This is a genomic window from Streptomyces sp. NBC_01476 (genome assembly GCF_036227265.1).
Taxonomy (GTDB): Bacteria; Actinomycetota; Actinomycetes; order Streptomycetales; family Streptomycetaceae; genus Actinacidiphila.
This window is the reverse complement of sequence record NZ_CP109446.1, coordinates 5,171,961-5,189,967: the sequence shown is the minus strand read 5'-3', so window position 1 is coordinate 5,189,967 and position 18,007 is coordinate 5,171,961. Positions and strand designations below refer to the sequence as shown.

Annotated in this window: 18 protein-coding genes; 8 read left to right on the top strand and 10 right to left on the bottom strand. The window is 72.5% G+C overall.

The window, feature by feature from the left end; all coding sequences use genetic code 11:
- Positions 1 to 3: 3 nt before the first annotated feature.
- Together OG552_RS22760 and OG552_RS22755 are read left to right on the top strand one after the other, a co-directional pair.
- Complete coding sequence (locus OG552_RS22760) at positions 4 to 1,470, top strand: aldehyde dehydrogenase family protein (RefSeq protein WP_329135778.1); 1,467 nt, start codon at positions 4 to 6, stop codon at positions 1,468 to 1,470.
- Positions 1,463 to 2,344 carry an aldehyde dehydrogenase family protein gene (locus tag OG552_RS22755; protein ID WP_329135776.1) on the top strand — a complete coding sequence of 294 codons (882 nt, stop codon included), beginning with the start codon at positions 1,463 to 1,465 and terminating at the stop codon, positions 2,342 to 2,344. The genes OG552_RS22760 and OG552_RS22755 overlap by 8 nt, the downstream gene beginning before the upstream one ends.
- 81 nt (positions 2,345 to 2,425) lie before the next feature.
- On the opposite strand, the gene OG552_RS22750 is transcribed toward OG552_RS22755, so the two are convergent.
- A complete protein-coding gene (locus tag OG552_RS22750; RefSeq protein ID WP_329135774.1) occupies positions 2,426 to 2,791 on the bottom strand; it encodes a hypothetical protein in 366 nt (121 codons plus the stop codon).
- Positions 2,792 to 2,879: 88 nt separating this feature from the next.
- On the opposite strand from OG552_RS22750, the gene OG552_RS22745 reads away from it, so the two are divergent.
- Positions 2,880 to 3,557 (top strand): uridine kinase family protein, encoded by a 678-nt coding sequence (locus OG552_RS22745; RefSeq protein WP_329135772.1) that lies wholly within the window; start codon positions 2,880 to 2,882, stop codon positions 3,555 to 3,557.
- A 205-nt stretch (positions 3,558 to 3,762) separates the two neighbouring features.
- Here OG552_RS22745 and OG552_RS22740 read toward each other — a convergent pair whose 3' ends face one another.
- On the bottom strand, positions 3,763 to 4,605 hold the full coding sequence (locus OG552_RS22740; RefSeq protein WP_329135770.1) for a SigE family RNA polymerase sigma factor: 843 nt from the start codon (positions 4,603 to 4,605) through the stop codon (positions 3,763 to 3,765).
- A 274-nt stretch (positions 4,606 to 4,879) separates the two neighbouring features.
- On the opposite strand from OG552_RS22740, the gene OG552_RS22735 reads away from it, so the two are divergent.
- The 4 genes from OG552_RS22735 (at position 4,880) to OG552_RS22720 (ending at position 8,362) form a co-directional block, all read left to right on the top strand.
- Positions 4,880 to 5,557, top strand: coding sequence for a response regulator transcription factor (locus OG552_RS22735; protein WP_329135768.1), 678 nt, complete (start codon positions 4,880 to 4,882; stop codon positions 5,555 to 5,557).
- 20 nt (positions 5,558 to 5,577) lie between these two features.
- Positions 5,578 to 7,065 carry a HAMP domain-containing sensor histidine kinase gene (locus OG552_RS22730; RefSeq protein ID WP_329141014.1) on the top strand — a complete coding sequence of 496 codons (1,488 nt, stop codon included), beginning with the start codon at positions 5,578 to 5,580 and terminating at the stop codon, positions 7,063 to 7,065.
- Positions 7,062 to 7,679: a hypothetical protein gene (locus OG552_RS22725; protein ID WP_329135766.1), complete on the top strand. Its 618-nt coding sequence runs from the start codon at positions 7,062 to 7,064 to the stop codon at positions 7,677 to 7,679. The genes OG552_RS22730 and OG552_RS22725 overlap by 4 nt, the downstream gene beginning before the upstream one ends.
- A 194-nt stretch (positions 7,680 to 7,873) precedes the next feature.
- Complete coding sequence (locus tag OG552_RS22720; RefSeq protein ID WP_329135764.1) at positions 7,874 to 8,362, top strand: VanZ family protein; 489 nt, start codon at positions 7,874 to 7,876, stop codon at positions 8,360 to 8,362.
- A gap of 305 nt (positions 8,363 to 8,667) precedes the next feature.
- Here the strand turns inward: OG552_RS22720 and OG552_RS22715 are convergent, their stop codons facing one another.
- On the bottom strand, positions 8,668 to 8,991 hold the full coding sequence (locus OG552_RS22715) for an ATP-binding protein (RefSeq protein ID WP_329135762.1): 324 nt from the start codon (positions 8,989 to 8,991) through the stop codon (positions 8,668 to 8,670).
- Between the two features lie 92 nt (positions 8,992 to 9,083).
- Positions 9,084 to 10,250, bottom strand: coding sequence for an adenosine deaminase (locus OG552_RS22710; RefSeq protein ID WP_329135760.1), 1,167 nt, complete (start codon positions 10,248 to 10,250; stop codon positions 9,084 to 9,086).
- A 100-nt stretch (positions 10,251 to 10,350) separates the two neighbouring features.
- On the opposite strand from OG552_RS22710, the gene OG552_RS22705 reads away from it, so the two are divergent.
- A complete protein-coding gene (locus OG552_RS22705) occupies positions 10,351 to 11,151 on the top strand; it encodes an alpha/beta hydrolase (protein WP_329135759.1) in 801 nt (266 codons plus the stop codon).
- Positions 11,152 to 11,228: 77 nt separating this feature from the next.
- Here OG552_RS22705 and OG552_RS22700 read toward each other — a convergent pair whose 3' ends face one another.
- The 6 genes from OG552_RS22700 to OG552_RS22675 form a co-directional block, all read right to left on the bottom strand.
- Entirely contained in the window at positions 11,229 to 11,948 is a 720-nt protein-coding gene (locus OG552_RS22700; RefSeq protein ID WP_329135757.1) for a DUF4232 domain-containing protein, read from the bottom strand.
- 41 nt (positions 11,949 to 11,989) lie between these two features.
- A complete protein-coding gene (locus OG552_RS22695) occupies positions 11,990 to 13,264 on the bottom strand; it encodes a thymidine phosphorylase (protein ID WP_329135755.1) in 1,275 nt (424 codons plus the stop codon).
- 134 nt (positions 13,265 to 13,398) lie between these two features.
- A complete protein-coding gene (locus OG552_RS22690; protein ID WP_329135753.1) occupies positions 13,399 to 13,815 on the bottom strand; it encodes a cytidine deaminase in 417 nt (138 codons plus the stop codon).
- Positions 13,812 to 15,098, bottom strand: a complete 1,287-nt coding sequence (locus OG552_RS22685) for an ABC transporter permease (RefSeq protein ID WP_329135750.1) — start codon at positions 15,096 to 15,098, stop codon at positions 13,812 to 13,814. The genes OG552_RS22690 and OG552_RS22685 overlap by 4 nt, the downstream gene beginning before the upstream one ends.
- Positions 15,095 to 16,207 carry an ABC transporter permease gene (locus OG552_RS22680; RefSeq protein WP_329135748.1) on the bottom strand — a complete coding sequence of 371 codons (1,113 nt, stop codon included), beginning with the start codon at positions 16,205 to 16,207 and terminating at the stop codon, positions 15,095 to 15,097. The genes OG552_RS22685 and OG552_RS22680 overlap by 4 nt, the downstream gene beginning before the upstream one ends.
- A complete protein-coding gene (locus OG552_RS22675) occupies positions 16,204 to 17,853 on the bottom strand; it encodes an ABC transporter ATP-binding protein (RefSeq protein WP_329141012.1) in 1,650 nt (549 codons plus the stop codon). Before OG552_RS22675 ends, OG552_RS22680 begins: the two co-directional genes overlap by 4 nt.
- Positions 17,854 to 18,007 lie beyond the last annotated feature (154 nt).

Sequence of the window (18,007 nt, the reverse complement as noted above, 5' to 3'; positions counted from 1 at the left end):
AACATGGCAGAGAACAGCGCTTTCGCCTACGCCCCCGCCCCGGAGTCCCGCGCGATCCTCGACCTCGCACCCTCCTACGGGCTCTTCATCGACGGCGAGTTCACCGAGGCCGCCGACGGCACCGTCTTCAAGTCGGTCTCGCCGTCCAGCGAAGAGGTGCTCGCCGAGGTCGCCAGGGCCGGCGAGGCGGACGTGGACCGCGCGGTGCGGGCCGCCCGCAAGGCGTTCACCTCGTGGTCGGCGCTGCCCGGCGCGGAGCGCGGCAAGTACCTCTTCCGGATCGCCCGCATCCTGCAGGAGCGGGCCCGCGAGCTGGCCGTGCTGGAGTCGCTGGACAACGGCAAGCCGATCCGTGAGACCCGGGACGTCGATCTGCCGCTGGTGGCCGCGCACTTCTTCTACTACGCGGGCTGGGCGGACAAGCTGGCGTACGCCGTCCCCGGGTGGAGCCCGAAGGACGGCGGCGGGGCCGGCCCGCGCCCGCTGGGTGTGGCCGGCCAGGTCATCCCGTGGAACTTCCCGCTGCTGATGCTCTCCTGGAAGATCGCGCCCGCGCTCGCCGCCGGCAACACGGTGGTGCTCAAGCCGGCCGAGACGACCCCACTGTCCGCGCTCTTCTTCGCCGACGTCTGCCGCCAGGCGGGCCTGCCCCGCGGGGTGGTCAACATCCTGACCGGGTACGGGGACGCGGGCGCCGCGCTCGTCGCCCACCCCGATGTGGACAAGGTGGCCTTCACCGGCTCCACCGAGGTCGGCCGGGCCATCGCCCGTACGGTCGCGGGCACCGGCAAGAAGGTGACGCTGGAGCTGGGCGGCAAGGCGGCGAACATCGTCTTCGACGACGCCCCGATCGACCAGGCGGTCGAGGGCATCGTGAACGGCATCTTCTTCAACCAGGGCCATGTCTGCTGCGCGGGCTCGCGGTTGCTGGTCCAGGAGTCCGTCCAGGACGAGCTGCTGGAGGCGCTGAAGCGGCGGATGGCGCGGCTGCGGGTCGGCGACCCGCTGGACAAGAACACCGACATCGGCGCGATCAACTCCGCCGAGCAGCTGGCCCGGATCACCGCGCTGGCCGAGGCGGGCGAGGCCGAGGGCGCGCAGCGGTGGGCGCCGCCGTGCGAACTCCCTTCGGCCGGCTACTGGTTCGCGCCCACGCTCTTCACCGGCGTGACCCAGGCGCACCGGATCGCCCGCGAGGAGATCTTCGGCCCGGTGCTGTCGGTGCTGACCTTCCGCACCCCGGCGGAGGCGGTGGAGAAGGCGAACAACACCCCGTACGGCCTCTCCGCGGGCATCTGGACGGAGAAGGGCTCGCGCATCCTGTCGATGGCGAACAAGCTCCGGGCCGGGGTGGTGTGGGCCAACACGTTCAACAAGTTCGACCCGACCTCGCCGTTCGGCGGTTACAAGGAGTCCGGCTACGGCCGGGAGGGCGGCCGGCACGGCCTGGAGGGCTACCTCGATGTCTGACAAGAGCGAGTTCACGCGGCTCGGCGTGTTCAAGACCTACAAGCTGTACGTCGGGGGGAAGTTCCCGCGTTCCGAGAGCGGTCGGGTGTACGAGGTGACGGACTCCAAGAGCGGTGCCTGGCTGGCCAACGCCCCGCTGTCGTCCCGCAAGGACGCACGGGACGCGGTGGTGGCCGCGCGCAAGGCGGTGCCGGGGTGGTCGGGTGCGACCGCGTACAACCGGGGGCAGGTGCTCTACCGGGTCGCGGAGATGCTGGAGGGGCGGCGCGACCAGTTCACGCAGGAGGTGGTGGCCGCCGAGGGGCTGTCGAAGTCCAAGGCGGCGGCCGTGGTGGACTCAGGCGTCGACCGCTGGGTCTGGTACGCGGGCTGGACCGACAAGATCGCCCAGGTGGTGGGCGGTGCGAACCCGGTGGCCGGACCCTTCTTCAACCTCTCCACCCCCGAGCCGACCGGCGTCGTCGCGGTCCTCGCCCCGCAGGACTCCTCGTTCCTCGGGCTGGTCTCGGTCCTCGCCCCGGTGATCGCCACCGGCAACACCGCGGTGCTGATCGCCGCCGAGCGTGCCCCGCTCCCCGCCCTCTGTCTCGGCGAGGTGCTGGCCACCTCCGACGTCCCGGCCGGTGTCGTCAACATCCTCTCCGGCCGCACCGCGGAACTCGCCGCGCCCCTCGCCTCCCACAGGGACGTCAACGCCCTGGATCTCACCGGCGCTCCGGGTGAGCTGGCGGTGGACCTGGAAAGGGCCGCCGCCGACAACCTCAAGCGCGTCCGCCGCCCCCACCCGGGCGAATCCTGGACCGCCGACCCGGGCACGTCCCGCCTCACGGCCTGGCTCGAAACGAAAACCGTCTGGCACCCCATCGGCGTCTGACCGCCCGCGGCCCGGCCGGCTGCCCCGGTGGCGCGGCCGTCGCAGCGCGCCCGCCCGCGAGGTGCGGGCGGGCCCGCGGGCTCAGTGGGGCAGAAGGCCTGTGGCCGGGCCCAGCAGCGGGAGGGTGCCGAGGGAGCCGCCCTGGCTGAGGGGGGAGGTGACGGCGGCGGTGGAGACCGGCTTGAAGTCGGCGACCTGGGAGCCCACGGCGTTGTTGAGGGGGTCGACCGTGGTGTTCGCGAGCGGGTCGAGGCGCAGGTCGCGGACCGGGGCGATGCCGTAGCCGAGGCTGCCGGTGACGTACTGGGTCGGGAGGGCCTGGGTCGGGAGCGCGTCGGTGACCGCCTGGCTGGGGAGCGCGGTGTCCGCGGCGGCCACGCCGGCGGAGCCGGCCGCCGCGGCGGCAGCGGTGAAGGTCAGGACGAGTGCGGTACGAAGTGCAGACATACTGCACAGAGTAACGCAATGAACGCGAAGGGTAGTTGACCGCACCGCGGGTCGCCCTGGGGCCGGGCGTGCGGGACAATACTGCTCCGTGAGTTCATTCGCCCCCGTTGCCGCGCATGAGGGGACCCCCCTCCCGCTTCGCTCGCGTGTGGTCCTGCTGGCCGGTCCTTCCGGCTCCGGCAAGTCCTCGCTCGCCGCCCGGTGCGGCCTGCCGGTCCTGGTGCTCGACGACTTCTACAAGAACGGCGACGACCCCACGCTGCCGGCCCTCCCCGGCTCGTCGGCCGTGGACTGGGACGCCCCGGGCTCCTGGCACGCGGACGCCGCCGTCGCGGCGGTCACCGAGCTGTGCACGCGGGGCGCCGCCGACACCCCGGTGTACGACATCGCCGCCAGCTCCGTCGCCGGGCACACCCGCCTCGACCTCGACGGCGCCCCCGTCTTCGTCGCGGAAGGCGTCTTCGCCGCCGAGATCGCCGCGCGCTGCGGTGAACTGGGCCTGCTCGCCGACGCGCTGTGCCTGCGCGGCCGGCCCGCCGCCACCGCCCGCCGCCGCTTCCTGCGGGATCTGCGCGAGGGCCGTAAATCCGTACGGTTCCTGATCCGCCGCGGGTGGCACCTGATGCGGGCAGAACGCGGCATCGTCGCCCGCCAGGTGGCCCTCGGCTGCCACCCCTGCGGCCGGGACGAGGCGCTGGCCCGTATCACCGCGGCCGCCGCCCCGGCCCCGGCCGAACCGGCCGCCGCCCTCACCGTGGACGCCTGACCGGGCCCGCGTCGCGCCGTAAGTCCCCCGCACCGCGCGGCCCGTAGCAGCCCGTAACAGCGCGGCGCGGCAAAGCGCCGGCGCGGGTGCGCGCCGGCGCGAAAAGACGGGGCCGGACGGTTTCCCCCTCTCCGTCCGGCCCCGCTCCCCCCTCTTCCCCCGTGTTCCCCCGTGCGCCCCCCAGCCGGAAAGTCTGTGTGCGGTCTCAGGCGACCAGCTCGCCGAACGCCGACTCCTCGTCGCGCCCGAAGCTCAGCGCCTCGTCGTCCCGCATCCGCCGCAGCGACCGCCAGATGCTGCTCTTGACGGTGCCGACGCTGATCCCCAGGATGTCGGCGATCTCCGGGTCGGTGCGGCCCTCGTAGTACCGCAGGACCAGCATCGTCCGCTGCTGCTCGGGCAGCCGGGCCAGCGCCTGCCAGAGCACCGCGCGCAGCTCCGTGCCGCCCATCTCGTCGGTGTCCCCCACCGTCTCGGGCAGCTCCTCGGTCGGGTACTCGCTGAGCTTGCGCCGCCGCCACGCGCTGATGTGCAGATTGGTCATCGTCCGGCGGAGGTAACCGCCGACCGCGGCCTTGTCGCTGATCCGGTCCCAGGCCCGGTAGGTGGAGAAGAGCGCACTCTGCAGCAGGTCCTCGGCCGCGTAACGGTCACCGGTCAGGTGGTACGCGGTCGCGTAGAGCGACGCCCGGCGCTCCTGGACGTAGGCGGTGAAGGCCGCCTCCGCCTCGGCCCGCCTGGCCTCGGCCGCCGCGGCGTCCTCGGCGGACGGCGCCGGCCCCGTTCCGGCGTCCCCCGCCACCGTGGCACCCGGACCGTCCGGGGAGGCCGCGTCCCCCGTGGCCCCCGTGTCCCGGGCGTCCCCCGCGTCCACCGGCGTGATGTACGCCGGCCGCTGCCGCGGCACCGTGTGCGGCGCCGTGCTGCGTCCGGTGCCGCGAACGTACCCCCGTCCGCTCGCGGCACCGGACAGCTCGGCGGGCCTGCCGACCGGGCAGATGTGCACGGAATGAACTGCGGTACCTGTGCTGCTGAGCAGTGCGTTCATTGTCGCGCCCCCGTCGATGGAACCGTCAGCCTGTCCTCTGCGTCGCAACCGTTGTGCGGCTGCCGTCGCTTCGATGGGCACTAGATTGCCGGGCCAGTTTCATGGGGCTGTCCGCCGAGTGTCACAGGCCCGTCACAGAGCCCGGCACGGAGCGCGCCGGTCCGCTCGGCAGCGGGTGGCAATCCGCTGCGCACCGGGTCGGAAGGGGGGGCCGGAGAAGGCCGGGCGGCACCACAGGGTCCATCCGCCTCCGGGGTAGGCAACAATGTCCGGCGTGCCTTTCCTGTTGCTGATCGAGGATGACGACGCCATCCGCACCGGTCTCGAACTCGGCCTGTCGCGTCAGGGCCACCGTGTGGTGTCCGCCGCCACGGGCGAGGACGGCCTGCGGCTGCTGAAGGAGCAGCGTCCTGACCTGATCGTGCTGGATGTGATGCTGCCGGGGATCGACGGTTTCGAGGTGTGCCGGCGCATCCGGCGCACCGACCAGCTGCCGATCATCCTGCTCACCGCCCGCAGCGACGACATCGACGTGGTGGTGGGCCTGGAGTCGGGCGCCGACGACTACGTCATCAAGCCGGTGCAGCCCCGGGTGCTGGACGCCCGGATCCGCGCCGTGCTGCGCCGCGGTGAACGCGACAGCACCGACTCCTCCGCCTTCGGCTCCATCGTCATCGACCGCAATGCGATGACCGTGACGAAGGACGGCGAGGACCTGCAACTGACGCCCACCGAGCTGCGGTTGCTGCTGGAGCTCAGCCGGCGGCCCGGACAGGCGCTGTCCCGGCAGCAGTTGCTGCGGCTGGTCTGGGAGCACGACTACCTGGGCGACTCGCGGCTGGTGGACGCCTGCGTGCAGCGGCTGCGCGCCAAGATCGAGGACGTGCCGTCGTCGCCGACCTTGATCCGTACCGTCCGCGGTGTGGGCTACCGGCTGGACACCCCTCAGTGACGCATGGCCGAGCGGGCCGGATGGCCGGCCTGTTGCGCTGGACGGGAAGCCTGCGGCTGCGGCTGGTCGCGGTGTTCGCCCTGGTGGCGCTGACCGCCGCGGTGGCGGTCTCCGGGATCGCGTACTGGCTCAACCGTGACGCCGTGCTCACCCGCGCCCAGAACAGCGTGCTCAACGACTTCCAGGACTCGCTGCAGCGCAACGCCGCCTCGCTGCCGATCGACCCGACCTGCCAGTCGCTGAACGACGCGGCGGGCCGGATAGGCGGCCCGGACACGTATCAGGTGGTGCTGATCGACACCACGCCCGACAACGGGCCGTGCGCGGCGCCCTCGGACCGGGAGCTGTTCTCCACCGACGACGTACCGCAGTCGTTGCAGCGGGCGGTCAACACGCTGCACAAGGACGGTGCCTACCACCTGCTCTGGGAGCGGATCTCGCTGCAGGGCCACCCGTATCTGGTGGCCGGTGCCCGGATCAACGGCCAGGGCCCGACCGGCTACATGCTCAAGTCGCTGGACGCGGAACGCAAGGACCTCAACTCCCTTGCCTGGTCGCTGGGGATCGCCACCCTGCTGGCGCTGATCGGCGCGGCGCTGCTGGCGCAGGCGGCCGGCTCGGCGGTGCTGCGGCCGGTGCGGCGGCTCGGCGAGGCCGCCCAGCGGCTCGGCGAAGGGCACCTGGACACCCGGCTGAAGGTGACCGGCACCGATGAACTCGCTGACATGTCACGGACGTTCAACAGCGCCGCGGAGGCACTGGAGTCCCGGGTCGAGGAGTTGAGCGCCCGCGAGGCGGCCAGCCGCCGCTTCGTCGCCGACATGTCGCACGAGCTGCGCACCCCGCTGACCGCGATCACCGCGGTCACCGACGTACTGGAGGACGAGGCGGAGGCGCTGGACCCGATGATCGCGCCCGCGGTACGGCTGGTGGTCAGCGAGACCCGGCGGCTGAACGAGCTGGTGGAGACCTTGATGGAGGTCACCAGGTTCGACGCGGGCACCGCCAAGCTGCGGGTGGACGAGGTGGACGTGGCGGACATGATCATGGCCTGCATGGACGCCCGCGCGTGGCTGGACTCGGTGGAACTCGACGCGCCGCGCGGGGTGCTGGCCACGCTCGACCCGCGCCGGCTCGATGTGATCATGGCCAATCTGATCGGCAACGCGCTCAAGCACGGCGGCTCCCCGGTCCGGGTGTCGCTGCGCGAGGAGGCGGGGCAGATCGTCATCGCGGTCTCCGACCACGGTCCCGGTATCCCGGAGGACGTGCTGCCGCACGTCTTCGACCGCTTCTACAAGGCGGACGCCTCCCGGGCCCGCTCCGAGGGCAGCGGCCTGGGCCTGTCGATCGCGATGGAGAACGCGCACATCCACGGCGGCGACATCACCGCCGCCAACCGCCCCGAGGGCGGTGCCGTCTTCACCCTGCGGCTGCCCGTACGGCCGGCCAGCACCGACGATCCGGCGGACGATCCGGCGACCGGCCCGGCGGGGGAGGCGCGATGAGCGGCACCGGACGTACGGCGGTGCGTACGGCGGCGGGCTCGCTGGCCGTCGTGGCGGTGGCGCTGCTGGCCGGCTGCGGGATCCGCAGCACCACGGTGCCGGTGGACGCCGGCCCGGCCCCGTCCCGGATGTTCTGCGCGGCGCCCCGCCTTCCCGCGACGCCGCCTGCGGAGACCGTGATCCGCGAGGTGTACCTGGTGTGCACCGGGATGCAGGTCGCCTCGGTGCAGCGGGACGTGACCCTGCGGGACAACGCCCGGCTCACCGCGTGGTCACTGGCCCGGGAGCTGATCACCCAGCTGCAGATCAGCCCGCGGGCCGACGAGACCAAGGCGGGCTTCAGAACGACGGTGCCGGGCAACAACCTCTTCCTGCTGGAACCGCAGGACGGCGATCCCAAGGGCGCGCTGCGGCTGAGCGAGCCGCTCGACGAGCTGCCGTCCTTCGCGCTGGCGCAGATCGTCTGCACGCTGACCGCCGACGCGCTGGTCGCGCCCGAGCACGCGGTGGTGCTGGGCGGCCCGGACGGGGACGAACTGCGGCGCTACACCTGCACCTCGGACCTGCGCACCCGGCCGGAAGCGGCGGACAGCGCGGGCACGGTCGTGCACTGAGCGGCGGGCCGGCCGGGGGTGGTGACGGAGCACCGGCGGGAGCTTCGGGAGAGCCGCGGGAGCCGGCGGGAGCCGCGGGAGAGGTACATCACACCACCGGGTGACCTGCGGCGTTCCGGAAGGATCGGCTCCGCTCGTGCGGGAACCGTGGGGCGGGCGGTGGCGTCCTTGACAGCGTGCGGCACGATGGCTCCATGATCAAGGTGCGCGCGGCCGGCCTGCTGCTGACCGCGGCGTACCTTGCGTTCGTCGGCTGGATGCTGCTGCGCCCGCACTACGTGACCTGGGTGCCCGCCCCCAACCTCCGCCCGCTGGGCACGATCCGGGCCGACCTGGGGATGGGGGCCGCGGAGGCCGCCCAGCGGATCGGCGCCGGCCTGGCGCTGCTGGCCCCGCTCGGCGTGCTGCTGCCGCTGGCCGGCGGCCGGGCCCGCACCTCGGGCTTCGCGTCCTTCGCCCGTACCGTCTTCGCCGCGCTGATGGTCTCCCTGGCGCTGGAGTTCACCCAGACCCTGGTGCCCGGCCAGCTCTTCGACGTGGACGCGCTGCTGCTCAACACCCTCGGGGTGGCGGTGGTCCACCTGCTGGTGGTGCCGCGGGTACGGCGCCGGCTGCGGGACCGGGCGGCGGCCGAGGCGAGCCCGCCACCGCGCGAACGGGAGACCGCCGACCTCGTGCCGTGAGGCGGCGGCCGGAGTCCGACCGCAGCCCACCGCGCACCGAACGCACCCCGCAAGCAGCCGGCGGAAGCCGTCGCATGCCGCCGCACGCCTTCCGGCGCCGCCGCAGTCCGGCCGCAGCCCACCGCGCACCGAACGCACCCGCAAGCAGCCGGCGGAAGCCCCCGCATGCCGCCACATGCCGCCGGACGCCCCCCGGCGCCGCCGCAGTCCAACCGCAACGGGCCGCGCCCCCTCCGCCTCGAAGGAGGGGGCGCGGCCCGTCGTTCAAGGGGGCGCGCACCGCGCGGGGGCTGCCCGCCGCGGCGTCAGCGGCCCAGGATGCCGCTGCCCGCCGGAAGCCCGCCGAGCAGACCGCCGACCGGGGCGATCGAGTTGCCGGAGAGGTGGTTGCCGGAGGGCAGCAGGCTCGTGGGGTTGCCCGGGAGCGCGGCAGAGCCGTTGGCGAGCGCGTGCTGGGCGCCCGCGGCGGAGCCGGCGGCCCCGGGGATCAGCTGGGTGGCCTGGCCGACCGGCAGCGAGCCGAGGGAGCCCCCGGTGAGATCGGCAGCGGACGCGGAGCCGGCGGCGGCGGCCACAGCGGCCAGGCTCAGCGCGGCGGTGGTCAGGGTCTTCTTGGTTCGGGTCTGCATGACTTCGGAACGTAGTCAGCCGGTAACTCCCGCCGCAACCGGCGTGGCGTGGCCCCGACAGGCGCCGGGGCCACCCACCGAGCCGCCGCCGGTCAGCCGGCCTCGGCGACGGAACCGCTGGCCACGGGCGTTGCGGGGGCGCCGGGCGCGAAGAGCCACTCGGCCTTCAGCTCGGCGTAGCCCGGCTTGATGACCTCATTGATCATCGCAAGACGTTCGTCAAAAGGGATGAACGCGGATTTCATCGCGTTGACGGTGAACCACTGCATGTCGTCGAGCGTGTAGCCGAACGCTTCGACCAGGTGCTCGAACTCGGCGCTCATGCTGGTGCCGGACATCAGCCGGTTGTCGGTGTTGACGGTGACCCGGAAGTGCAGCCGGCGCAGCAGCCCGATCGGGTGCTCGGCGTACGAAGCGGCGGCGCCAGTCTGCAGATTGGAGGTCGGCGCCATCTCCAGCGGCACCCGCTTGTCGCGGACGTACGACGCCAGCCGGCCGAGGGTCACCTGGCCCTCGGGGCCCTGCTCGATGTCGTCGATGATCCGCACCCCGTGGCCGAGCCGGTCGGCGCCGCACCACTGGAGCGCCTGCCAGATCGACGGCAGGCCGAACGCCTCGCCGGCGTGGATGGTGAAGTGGTTGTTCTCCCGCTTGAGGTACTCGAAGGCGTCCAGGTGCCGGGTGGGCGGGAAGCCCGCCTCGGCACCCGCGATGTCGAAGCCGACCACACCCGAGTCCCGGTAGGAGTTGGCGAGTTCGGCGATCTCCAGGGAGCGGGCGGCGTGCCGCATCGCGGTGAGCAGCGCGCCGACCCGGATCCGGTTGCCCCCATCGCGGGCCCGGCGTTCGCCCAGCCGGAACCCCTCGTTGACCGCCTCGACCACTTCCTGGAGGGTCAGGCCGCCTTCGAGGTGCTGCTCGGGCGCGTAACGGACCTCGGCGTAGACCACGCCGTCGGCGGCGAGGTCCTCGGCACACTCGGCGGCGACCCGGATCAGTGCGTCGCGGGTCTGCATCACCGCGCAGGTGTGCGCGAACGTCTCCAGATAGCGCTCCAGGGAGCCGGAGTCGGCCGCTTCCCTGAACCAGGTGCCGAGCTTGTCCGGATCGGTCTCGGGCAGTGCGTCGTAGCCGGTCGCGCGGGCGATGTCCACGATGGTGCCGGGGCGCAGGCCGCCGTCGAGGTGGTCGTGGAGCAGCACTTTGGGCGCGCGGCGGATCTGTTCCTGGGTCGGAAGGCCCGGTTTGGCGTCTCGCATGACTGAACTGTAGTCCCTACGCGCGTAGATATCCCGCGGAAAGGAAGTATTTTCCGCCTGGCCATACAGCGCACACCCCCTCGTCTGCGATCGTTGCGCCATGGCTTCGCAAGCATTACCGGCGCGTGGCGCGCGGCTGGGGCGCGCGGTGACGCCCGGCCGGGTGCACGTACCGCTGGTACCCGGCCAACGGCAGCGGGAGGACGACGACGGCGCGACGGTGCGCGCCGTCGTCCTCGCGCTGCCCGGTGGCGATCCGCTCAGCACCCGGCGCCGCTCCCCCGTCGCCGCCGCCATGATCTGGCCGCTCGCCCGGCACCTGGTCAGGGCCGGCGCCGCCGGGGGGGTGGCCGCGCATGTCGTGCACTACCGCTTCCGGGGCTGGAACGGCGGCCACGCGCATCCGGCGGAGGACGCCGAGTGGGCGGTGGGTGAGGCGGTACGGCGCTACGGCGATGTGCCGGTCTGCCTGGTCGGCATGGACATGGGCGGCCGGGCGGCGCTCCAGGCCGCCGGGCACCCCGCGGTCACCTCCGTGGTGGCCCTCTCCCCGTGGCTGCCGGCCGACGGCGAACCCGAGCCGGTGAAACAGCTCATCGGCCGCCATGTGCTCATCGCGCACGGCACCGACGACGAGTCCACCGACCCCGAACTCTCCTACCGGCTGGCCGAACGCGCGAAGAAGGTCAACCGCGAGGTCTGCCGTTTCGAGGTCCACTCGGCCGGCCACACCCTCCACCAGCACCGCGCCGAAGTCTTCGCCCTCACCACGGACTTCGTCCTCGGCTCGCTCCTGGACCGCCCCTACGCCCGGCCCGTCGCCGACGCCCTGGCGGCGCCCCCGCCACTGGGGCTGCGTATGCCCCTGGCCGCGGGCTTCGGCCGCTCCCTGCGGTCGTAAGGGCGGTCGTAAGGCCGCGGCGGGCGTGCCGGGAGGCCGTACGGGCGTGCCGGGCCTACGGGCCGGCCTGCGGGCGGCTACCGGCCCGGGCGTCCGTCCTGGCCGGGTGCGGCGGTGGGGCGTTGCCAGGCTGTCACGTCGAGGACGCCGGTATTGCCGAGGTCGAGGTGGAGGGGGACGGTCTGCGGGGGCCGGCCGGCCGCCGGGGTCACCTCCACCGCCGCCCCGTTCTGGTTCGGGTCGTCCGACAGGGTCAGGGTGTTCCGCCAGATGAGAACGGCCGTGGCCCGCTGACCGGCCGTGAGGGTGATCCGGTGGGGTCCCGGGTCGGGCACCGCGCTGCTGCCCGGCACCGAGGGCCCGTGGTGCACCGTGACGTCGTACGGGGCGCCCTGCGCGTCCAGCACCCGCAGGAGCGGGTAGCCGTCGAGTGCGACGGACGCGGCGGCGCAGTTCGCCGCGGTGACCGTCACCGCCCGCAGTCCCATGGCGCCGTCCACCCCGCTCGCGGTGACCCGCAACCCGCCCTCGGGGCACGGCTCTTCAGGGCTGCCGGGGCGCCCGGACGCCCCAGGCGCGGGGGTCACGGAGAGCCCCGACAGCCCGGGCGCCGGTGTCACGGGGAGCTTCCCTGTGGGCAGACCGCCGTCCGGCGGCAGCGTGTCGGCGTGCACCCGGAAGTCCGGCGTGGTCCGTACCGGTGACGGTCCCGCCCCCGCGTCCGCCGCGGACTGGGTCCCGCAGCCCGCCACCAGCAGCGCAAGTCCCAGGGCCGGCAGCCCTTTCCCCGTTCTCATCCGGCGATCATCACACAGCCGGACCGGGCCCGGCGGCCGGCTCAGGCGATCCGGTCCAGCACGATCGGCCGTGAAATGGCCCCGCCCTCCGGGGAGATGACGGCCGCGCCGGCCAACGCCTCCTGCGCGTAGGCGAACTTCTCCGGGGTGTCGGTGTGCAGGGTGAGCAGGGGCTGCCCGGCGGTCACCGGGTCACCGGGCTTCGCGTGCAGTTCGACGCCCGCGCCGGCCTGGACGGCGTCCTCCTTGCGGGCCCGGCCGGCGCCGAGCCGCCAGGCGGCGACCCCGACCGCGTAGGCGTCCAGTCCGGTGAGCACCCCTGAGGAGGCCGCGGTGACGACCTGTGTCTCCCGGGCCCGTGGCAGTTCCGCGTCCGGGTCGCCGCCCTGGGCCGCGATCATCCGCCGCCACACGTCCATCGCCGAGCCGTCGGCGAGCGCCTTGGCGGGGTCGGCGTCCGGCAGGCCGGCCGCGTCCAGCATCTCGCGGGCCAGCGCCAGGGTGAGTTCGACCACGTCGGCGGGTCCGCCGCCGGCCAGCACCTCGACGGATTCCCGCACTTCGAGCGCGTTGCCCGCGGTGCGGCCGAGCGGCACCGACATGTCGGTGAGCAGGGCCACCGTCCGCACCCCGTGGTCGGTGCCGAGCCCGACCATGGTGGACGCCAACTCCCGTGCGTCGGCGAGGGACTTCATAAAGGCGCCGGAGCCCACCTTCACGTCGAGCACCAGCGAGCCGGTGCCCTCGGCGATCTTCTTGGACATAATGGAGGAGGCGATCAGCGGGATCGCCTCCACCGTCCCGGTGACATCCCGCAGCGCGTACAGCTTCTTGTCGGCGGGCGCGAGCCCGTCCCCGGCGGCGCAGATCACCGCGCCCACGTCGCCGAGCACCGCGAGCAGTTCCTCGTTGGAGAGCGAGGCCCGCCAGCCGGGGATGGACTCCAGCTTGTCGAGGGTGCCGCCGGTGTGGCCGAGGCCGCGGCCGGACAGCTGCGGCACGGCCGCACCGCAGGCGGCGACCAGCGGCGCCAGCGGCAGGGTGATCTTGTCGCCGACGCCGCCGGTCGAGTGCTTGTCGGCGGTGGGCCGGGCCAGCCCGGAGAAGTCCATCCGCTCCCCCGAGGCGATCATCGCCGCCGTCCAGCGGGCGATCTCCGCGCGGTCCATCCCGTTGAGCAGGATCGCCATCGCGAGCGCCGACATCTGCTCGTCCGCGACGGTCCCCCGGGTGTACGCGTCGATCACCCAGTCGATCTGCTCGTCGCTGAGCCGACCGCGGTCACGCTTGGTACGGATGACGGAAATGACGTCCACGACAACAACTTCCCAGCGAGTAGAACGAATGGAGTTACGCGCGCCCGGGACCAGGCCCGGCGGCCCGACCCCGGCCCCGGCCCCCGGCCCCGCCGGCCCGGACCTGGTGGGCCCGGGCCGGCGGGGCGGGCGAGCTAGCGGGTCAGGTCGGAGGGGCCGAAGGCGTCCGGGAGGACCTCGCTCATCGGGCGCACCCCCCGGACCGTGTCGACCAGCAGGGCGGGGCCGCCGTGCTCCCACAGCAGCTGGCGGCACCGCCCGCAGGGCATCAGGACGTTGCCCCGCAGGTCCGAGCAGGTGAAGGCGACCAGCCGGCCGCCCCCGGAGGCGTGCAGCGCCGAGACCAGGCCGCACTCGGCACAGAGCGACACCCCGTACGAGGCGTTCTCCACGTTGCAGCCGATGACGGTCCGGCCGTCGTCGGTGATCGCCGCCGCACCGACCGGGAACTTGGAGTACGGCACATAGGCCCGCTCCATGGCCTCCCGGGCGGCCCGGCGCAGCGCCTCCCAGTCGATGGCGGTGCCGGTTCCGGCGTCGGTGCCGGTCATCCGCCCTGCCCCTTCCGGTACGGCAGTCCGTCCGCCTTCGGCATGCGCAGCCGCTGCGCGGACAGGCCCATCACCAGCAGCGTCGCGACGTACGGCGTGGCCTGCACGACCTCGTCCGGCACCGAGTCGGTGAGCATGTACCACACGGACAGGAGCACCGCGAAGCCCAGCGCGATGACCGAGCTGATCTTCGCCCCGCGGTAGAACTTCCAGACCGCCATGGCCAGCAGCAGCAGCGCCAGCAGGAGCAGCAGGGCGTGCACCGAGGGGCCGCCGTTGCGCAGCTGCAGGCTGTCCGCGTAGCCGAAGAGCCCGGCGCCCGCGGCGAGTCCGCCGGGCCGCCAGTTGCCGAAGATCATCGCGGCCAGACCAATGTAACCCCGGCCGCCGGTCTGTCCTTCGAGATAGAAGTGGGTGCCGATCGCCAGGAACACGCCGCCGAGGCCGGCCAGCGCGCCCGAGATGATCACCGCGACGTACTTGTAGGTGTACACATTGACGCCCAACGACTCGGCCGCCACGGGGTTCTCACCGCAGGACCGCAGCCGCAGCCCGAACGGCGTACGCCACAGGATGAAGAAGGTGGCGACGAAGAGCACCAGTGCTATCAGCGTCAGCGACGAGATGTTGGTGACGAGGCCGCCGATGATCCCGGCCAGGTCGGAGACGAGGAACCAGTGGTGGCCCTCCAGCGTGGCCAGCCAGTGCGAGAGGCCGGGCACGGTGAAGTGCTTGATGTCCTTGATCGGTGGCGACTGCTTGGGCGTACCGCCCTTCTGCGCCGCCTCGCCGACGTTGAAGAGCCGCTTGGCGAGGTACGCGGCGACCCCGGTGGCGAGGATGTTCATGGCCACACCGGCGATGATGTGGTCCACGCCGAAGGTGACGGTGACGATCGCGTGCACCAGCCCGCCGAGCGCGCCGCCGATGACCCCGGCCAGCACGCCGAGCCACGGGTTGGTCTGCCAGCCCGCCCACGCGCCGAAGAAGGTACCGAGGATCATCATGCCTTCGAGGCCGATGTTGACCACGCCGGCCCGTTCCGACCAGAGGCCGGCCAGTCCGGCCAGGCCGATCGGCACCGCGCCGGAGAGCGCGCCCGCCACCTGTCCTGCGGAGGTGACGTCGTCGGCGCCGGTGATGGCCCGGACCGCCGAGACCAGGATCAGCGCGGCGGCGATGATCAGCAGGACCACCGGGTAGGTGAGCTTGAACCGGCCGCCCCGGCCACCGCTGAGGCGGGGCGCCGCGGGCGGCGGGGTCTGGGTCGCGGTGGCAGTCACGCCGTCACCTCCTGCTTGTCGTCGGAGCCGCTGGCCGCGGCGAGTTCGGCACCCACTTGACGTTGCTGCCGGGTCAGGCCGTAGCGGCGGACCAGTTCGTACGCGATGACGACCGCGAGCACGATGACGCCCTGGATGACGCCGACGATCTCCTTGTCGTACCCCTCGAACTCCAGCCCGTTGGCGGCGCGTTCCAGGAACGCCCAGAGCAGGGCGCCGACCCCGATGCCGATCGGGTTGTTCCGGCCGAGCAGGGCGACCGCGATACCGGTGAAGCCGATGCCGGTGGGGAAGTCGGTGCCGTAGTCGTGCGACTGGTTGAGCAGGGTGGGCATGCCGACCAGGCCGGCCATGGCGCCGGAGATGAGCATGCTGGTGATCACCATCCGCTTGACGTTCACCCCGCTGGCCTGGGCGGCCGGCTCGGAGCGGCCGACGGCCCGCAGGTCGAAGCCGAAGCGGGTCCGGGACAGGCCGAACCAGTACAGGAGGCCGGCCAGCACCGCGAAGACGATGAAGCCGTAGACCGGGCCGGTGGCGGTGGAGAAGTTGAAGAGGTGGCTGGAGGACGGCAGCGGCTTGGTGGACACCATGTTGGCGTCCTTGTCGAGCACGCCGAGTCTGCCGCCCTGCAGGAAGTACCCGATCACGATGCCCGCGATCGAGTTGAGCATGATCGTGGAGATGACCTCGCTGACGCCCCGGGTGACTTTGAGGACGCCGGCGATGGCGGCCCAGAGCGCGCCGACCACCATCGCGGTGACGATGATCAGGATGATCTGGATCGGGCCGGGGATCGACAGCGCGCCGCCGACGGCGGCGGCGAAGAAGGCGGCGAGGCGGTACTGGCCGTCGACGCCGATGTTGAACAGGTTCATCCGGAAGCCGACGGCGACCGCGAGGCCGGCGAGGTAGTACGTGGTGGCTTTGTTGAGGATGTAGACCTGGCTGTCGGACTTGCTGCCGTAGTCCACCATCACGTTGAAGGCGTGGAAGGGTTCCTTGCCGGTGGCCAGCAGGACGAGCGCGGTGACGATCAGCGCGCCGATGACGGCCAGCACGGGTGCGGCGATCCCGAGGATCAGCCGGTCCTTGTCGAACTTCTTCATCGGTCCTCTCCCCCGGATCCCTCGGACCCTTCCGGTGCCTCAGGTGCCTCAGGTGGCGCTCCGGCGGCTTCTGCGCCGGCCTGCCCGGTGGCGCTCTCGTCGGCCTCCAGGTGTCCGGAGGCGGCGCCGGTCATGGCCGAGCCCAGCTCCTCCGGGGTGATCGTCGCCGGGTCGGCGTCCGCGACCAGCTTGCCGCGGTACATCACCCGCAGCGTGTCCGAGAGGCCGATCAGCTCGTCCAGGTCGGCGGAGATCAGCAGCACCGCGAGACCTTCGCGCCGCGCCTCACGGATCTGGTCCCAGATCTGCGCCTGGGCGCCGACATCCACGCCCCGGGTGGGGTGCGCGGCTATCAGGAGCTTGGGCAGGTGGCTCATCTCCCGGCCGACGATCAGCTTCTGCTGGTTGCCGCCGGAGAGCGAGGCCGCGGTGACCTCGATGCCGGGGGTACGGACGTCGTACTCGGTCACGATCCGCTCGGTGTCACGGCGGGCCGCACCCGGCTCGATCAGGAAGCCGCGGCTGTTGGGGCGTTCGGTGACATGGCCGAGGATGCGGTTCTCCCACAGCGGCGCCTCCAGCAGCAGGCCGTGCCGGTGGCGGTCCTCGGGGATGTACCCGATGCCGTCCTCGCGCCGCTTGCGGGTGGGCGCGTGCGTGATGTCGCGGCCGTCGAGCGTCACCGCGCCGGCGTCCGGCACCCGCATGCCCATGATGGCCTCGACGAGTTCGGCCTGGCCGTTGCCCTCGACGCCTGCGACGCCGAGCACCTCACCCTTGTGAATGGTGAAGCCGATCTCGTCCAGCACGATCCGCTCGATGCCGTCCGGGTCGACCGCGGCCAGCCGCAGCCCCTCCACGGTCAGCATCGGCTCGGTGGTGACCGTGGACTCCCGGGTCTCCGGCGAGGGGAGTTCACTGCCGACCATCAGCTCGGCGAGCTGCTTGGTGGTGGTGTTCGCCGGGTCCACCTCGCCGACCGTCGTACCGCGCCGGATGACGGTGATCTCGTCGGCGACCGACAGCACCTCGCCGAGCTTGTGCGAGATGAAGATGACGGTCAGGCCCTCGGACTTCAGTCCGCGCAGGTTGTCGAAGAGCGCGTCGACCTCCTGCGGCACCAGGACCGCGGTGGGCTCGTCCAGGATCAGGATCCGGGCGCCGCGGTAGAGCACCTTGAGGATCTCCACCCGCTGCCGGTCGGCGACGCCGAGATCCTCGACCAGCGCGTCCGGCTTCACCCCGAGCCCGTACGCGTCGGAGATCTCGCGGATCTTGTTCCGCGCCCGGCCGCCGATCCCGAACAGCTTCTCGCTGCCGAGGACGACGTTCTCCAGCACGGTGAGGTTGTCGGCGAGCATGAAGTGCTGGTGCACCATGCCGATCCCGCGGGCGATCGCGTCGCCGGGGTCGCCGAAGCTGACCTGCTCGCCGTTGATGGCGATGGTGCCCTCGTCCGGCTTCTGCATGCCGTAGAGGATCTTCATCAGCGTGGACTTGCCGGCGCCGTTCTCGCCCACGAGGGCGTGCACGGTGCCGGCTCGCACGGTGATGTCGATGTCGTGGTTGGCGACGACGCCGGGGAAGCGCTTGGTGATCCCGCGCAGTTCGACGGACGGCGTGGGTGGACTCTTGGACGCGTTGATGGCGCACTCTCCTCGCGGGAAAGGCTCGGGCAGGCGGTGGGGGCGAACGTATCGCGTGAAGATGAAGCTACGCGCGTAGCTTGATCTTCCGGCTGGGGGTCCGGTGGGGGCACGCGGCGATCCGGTTCCGGCGTTCACAGCTGCCGGACAGGGA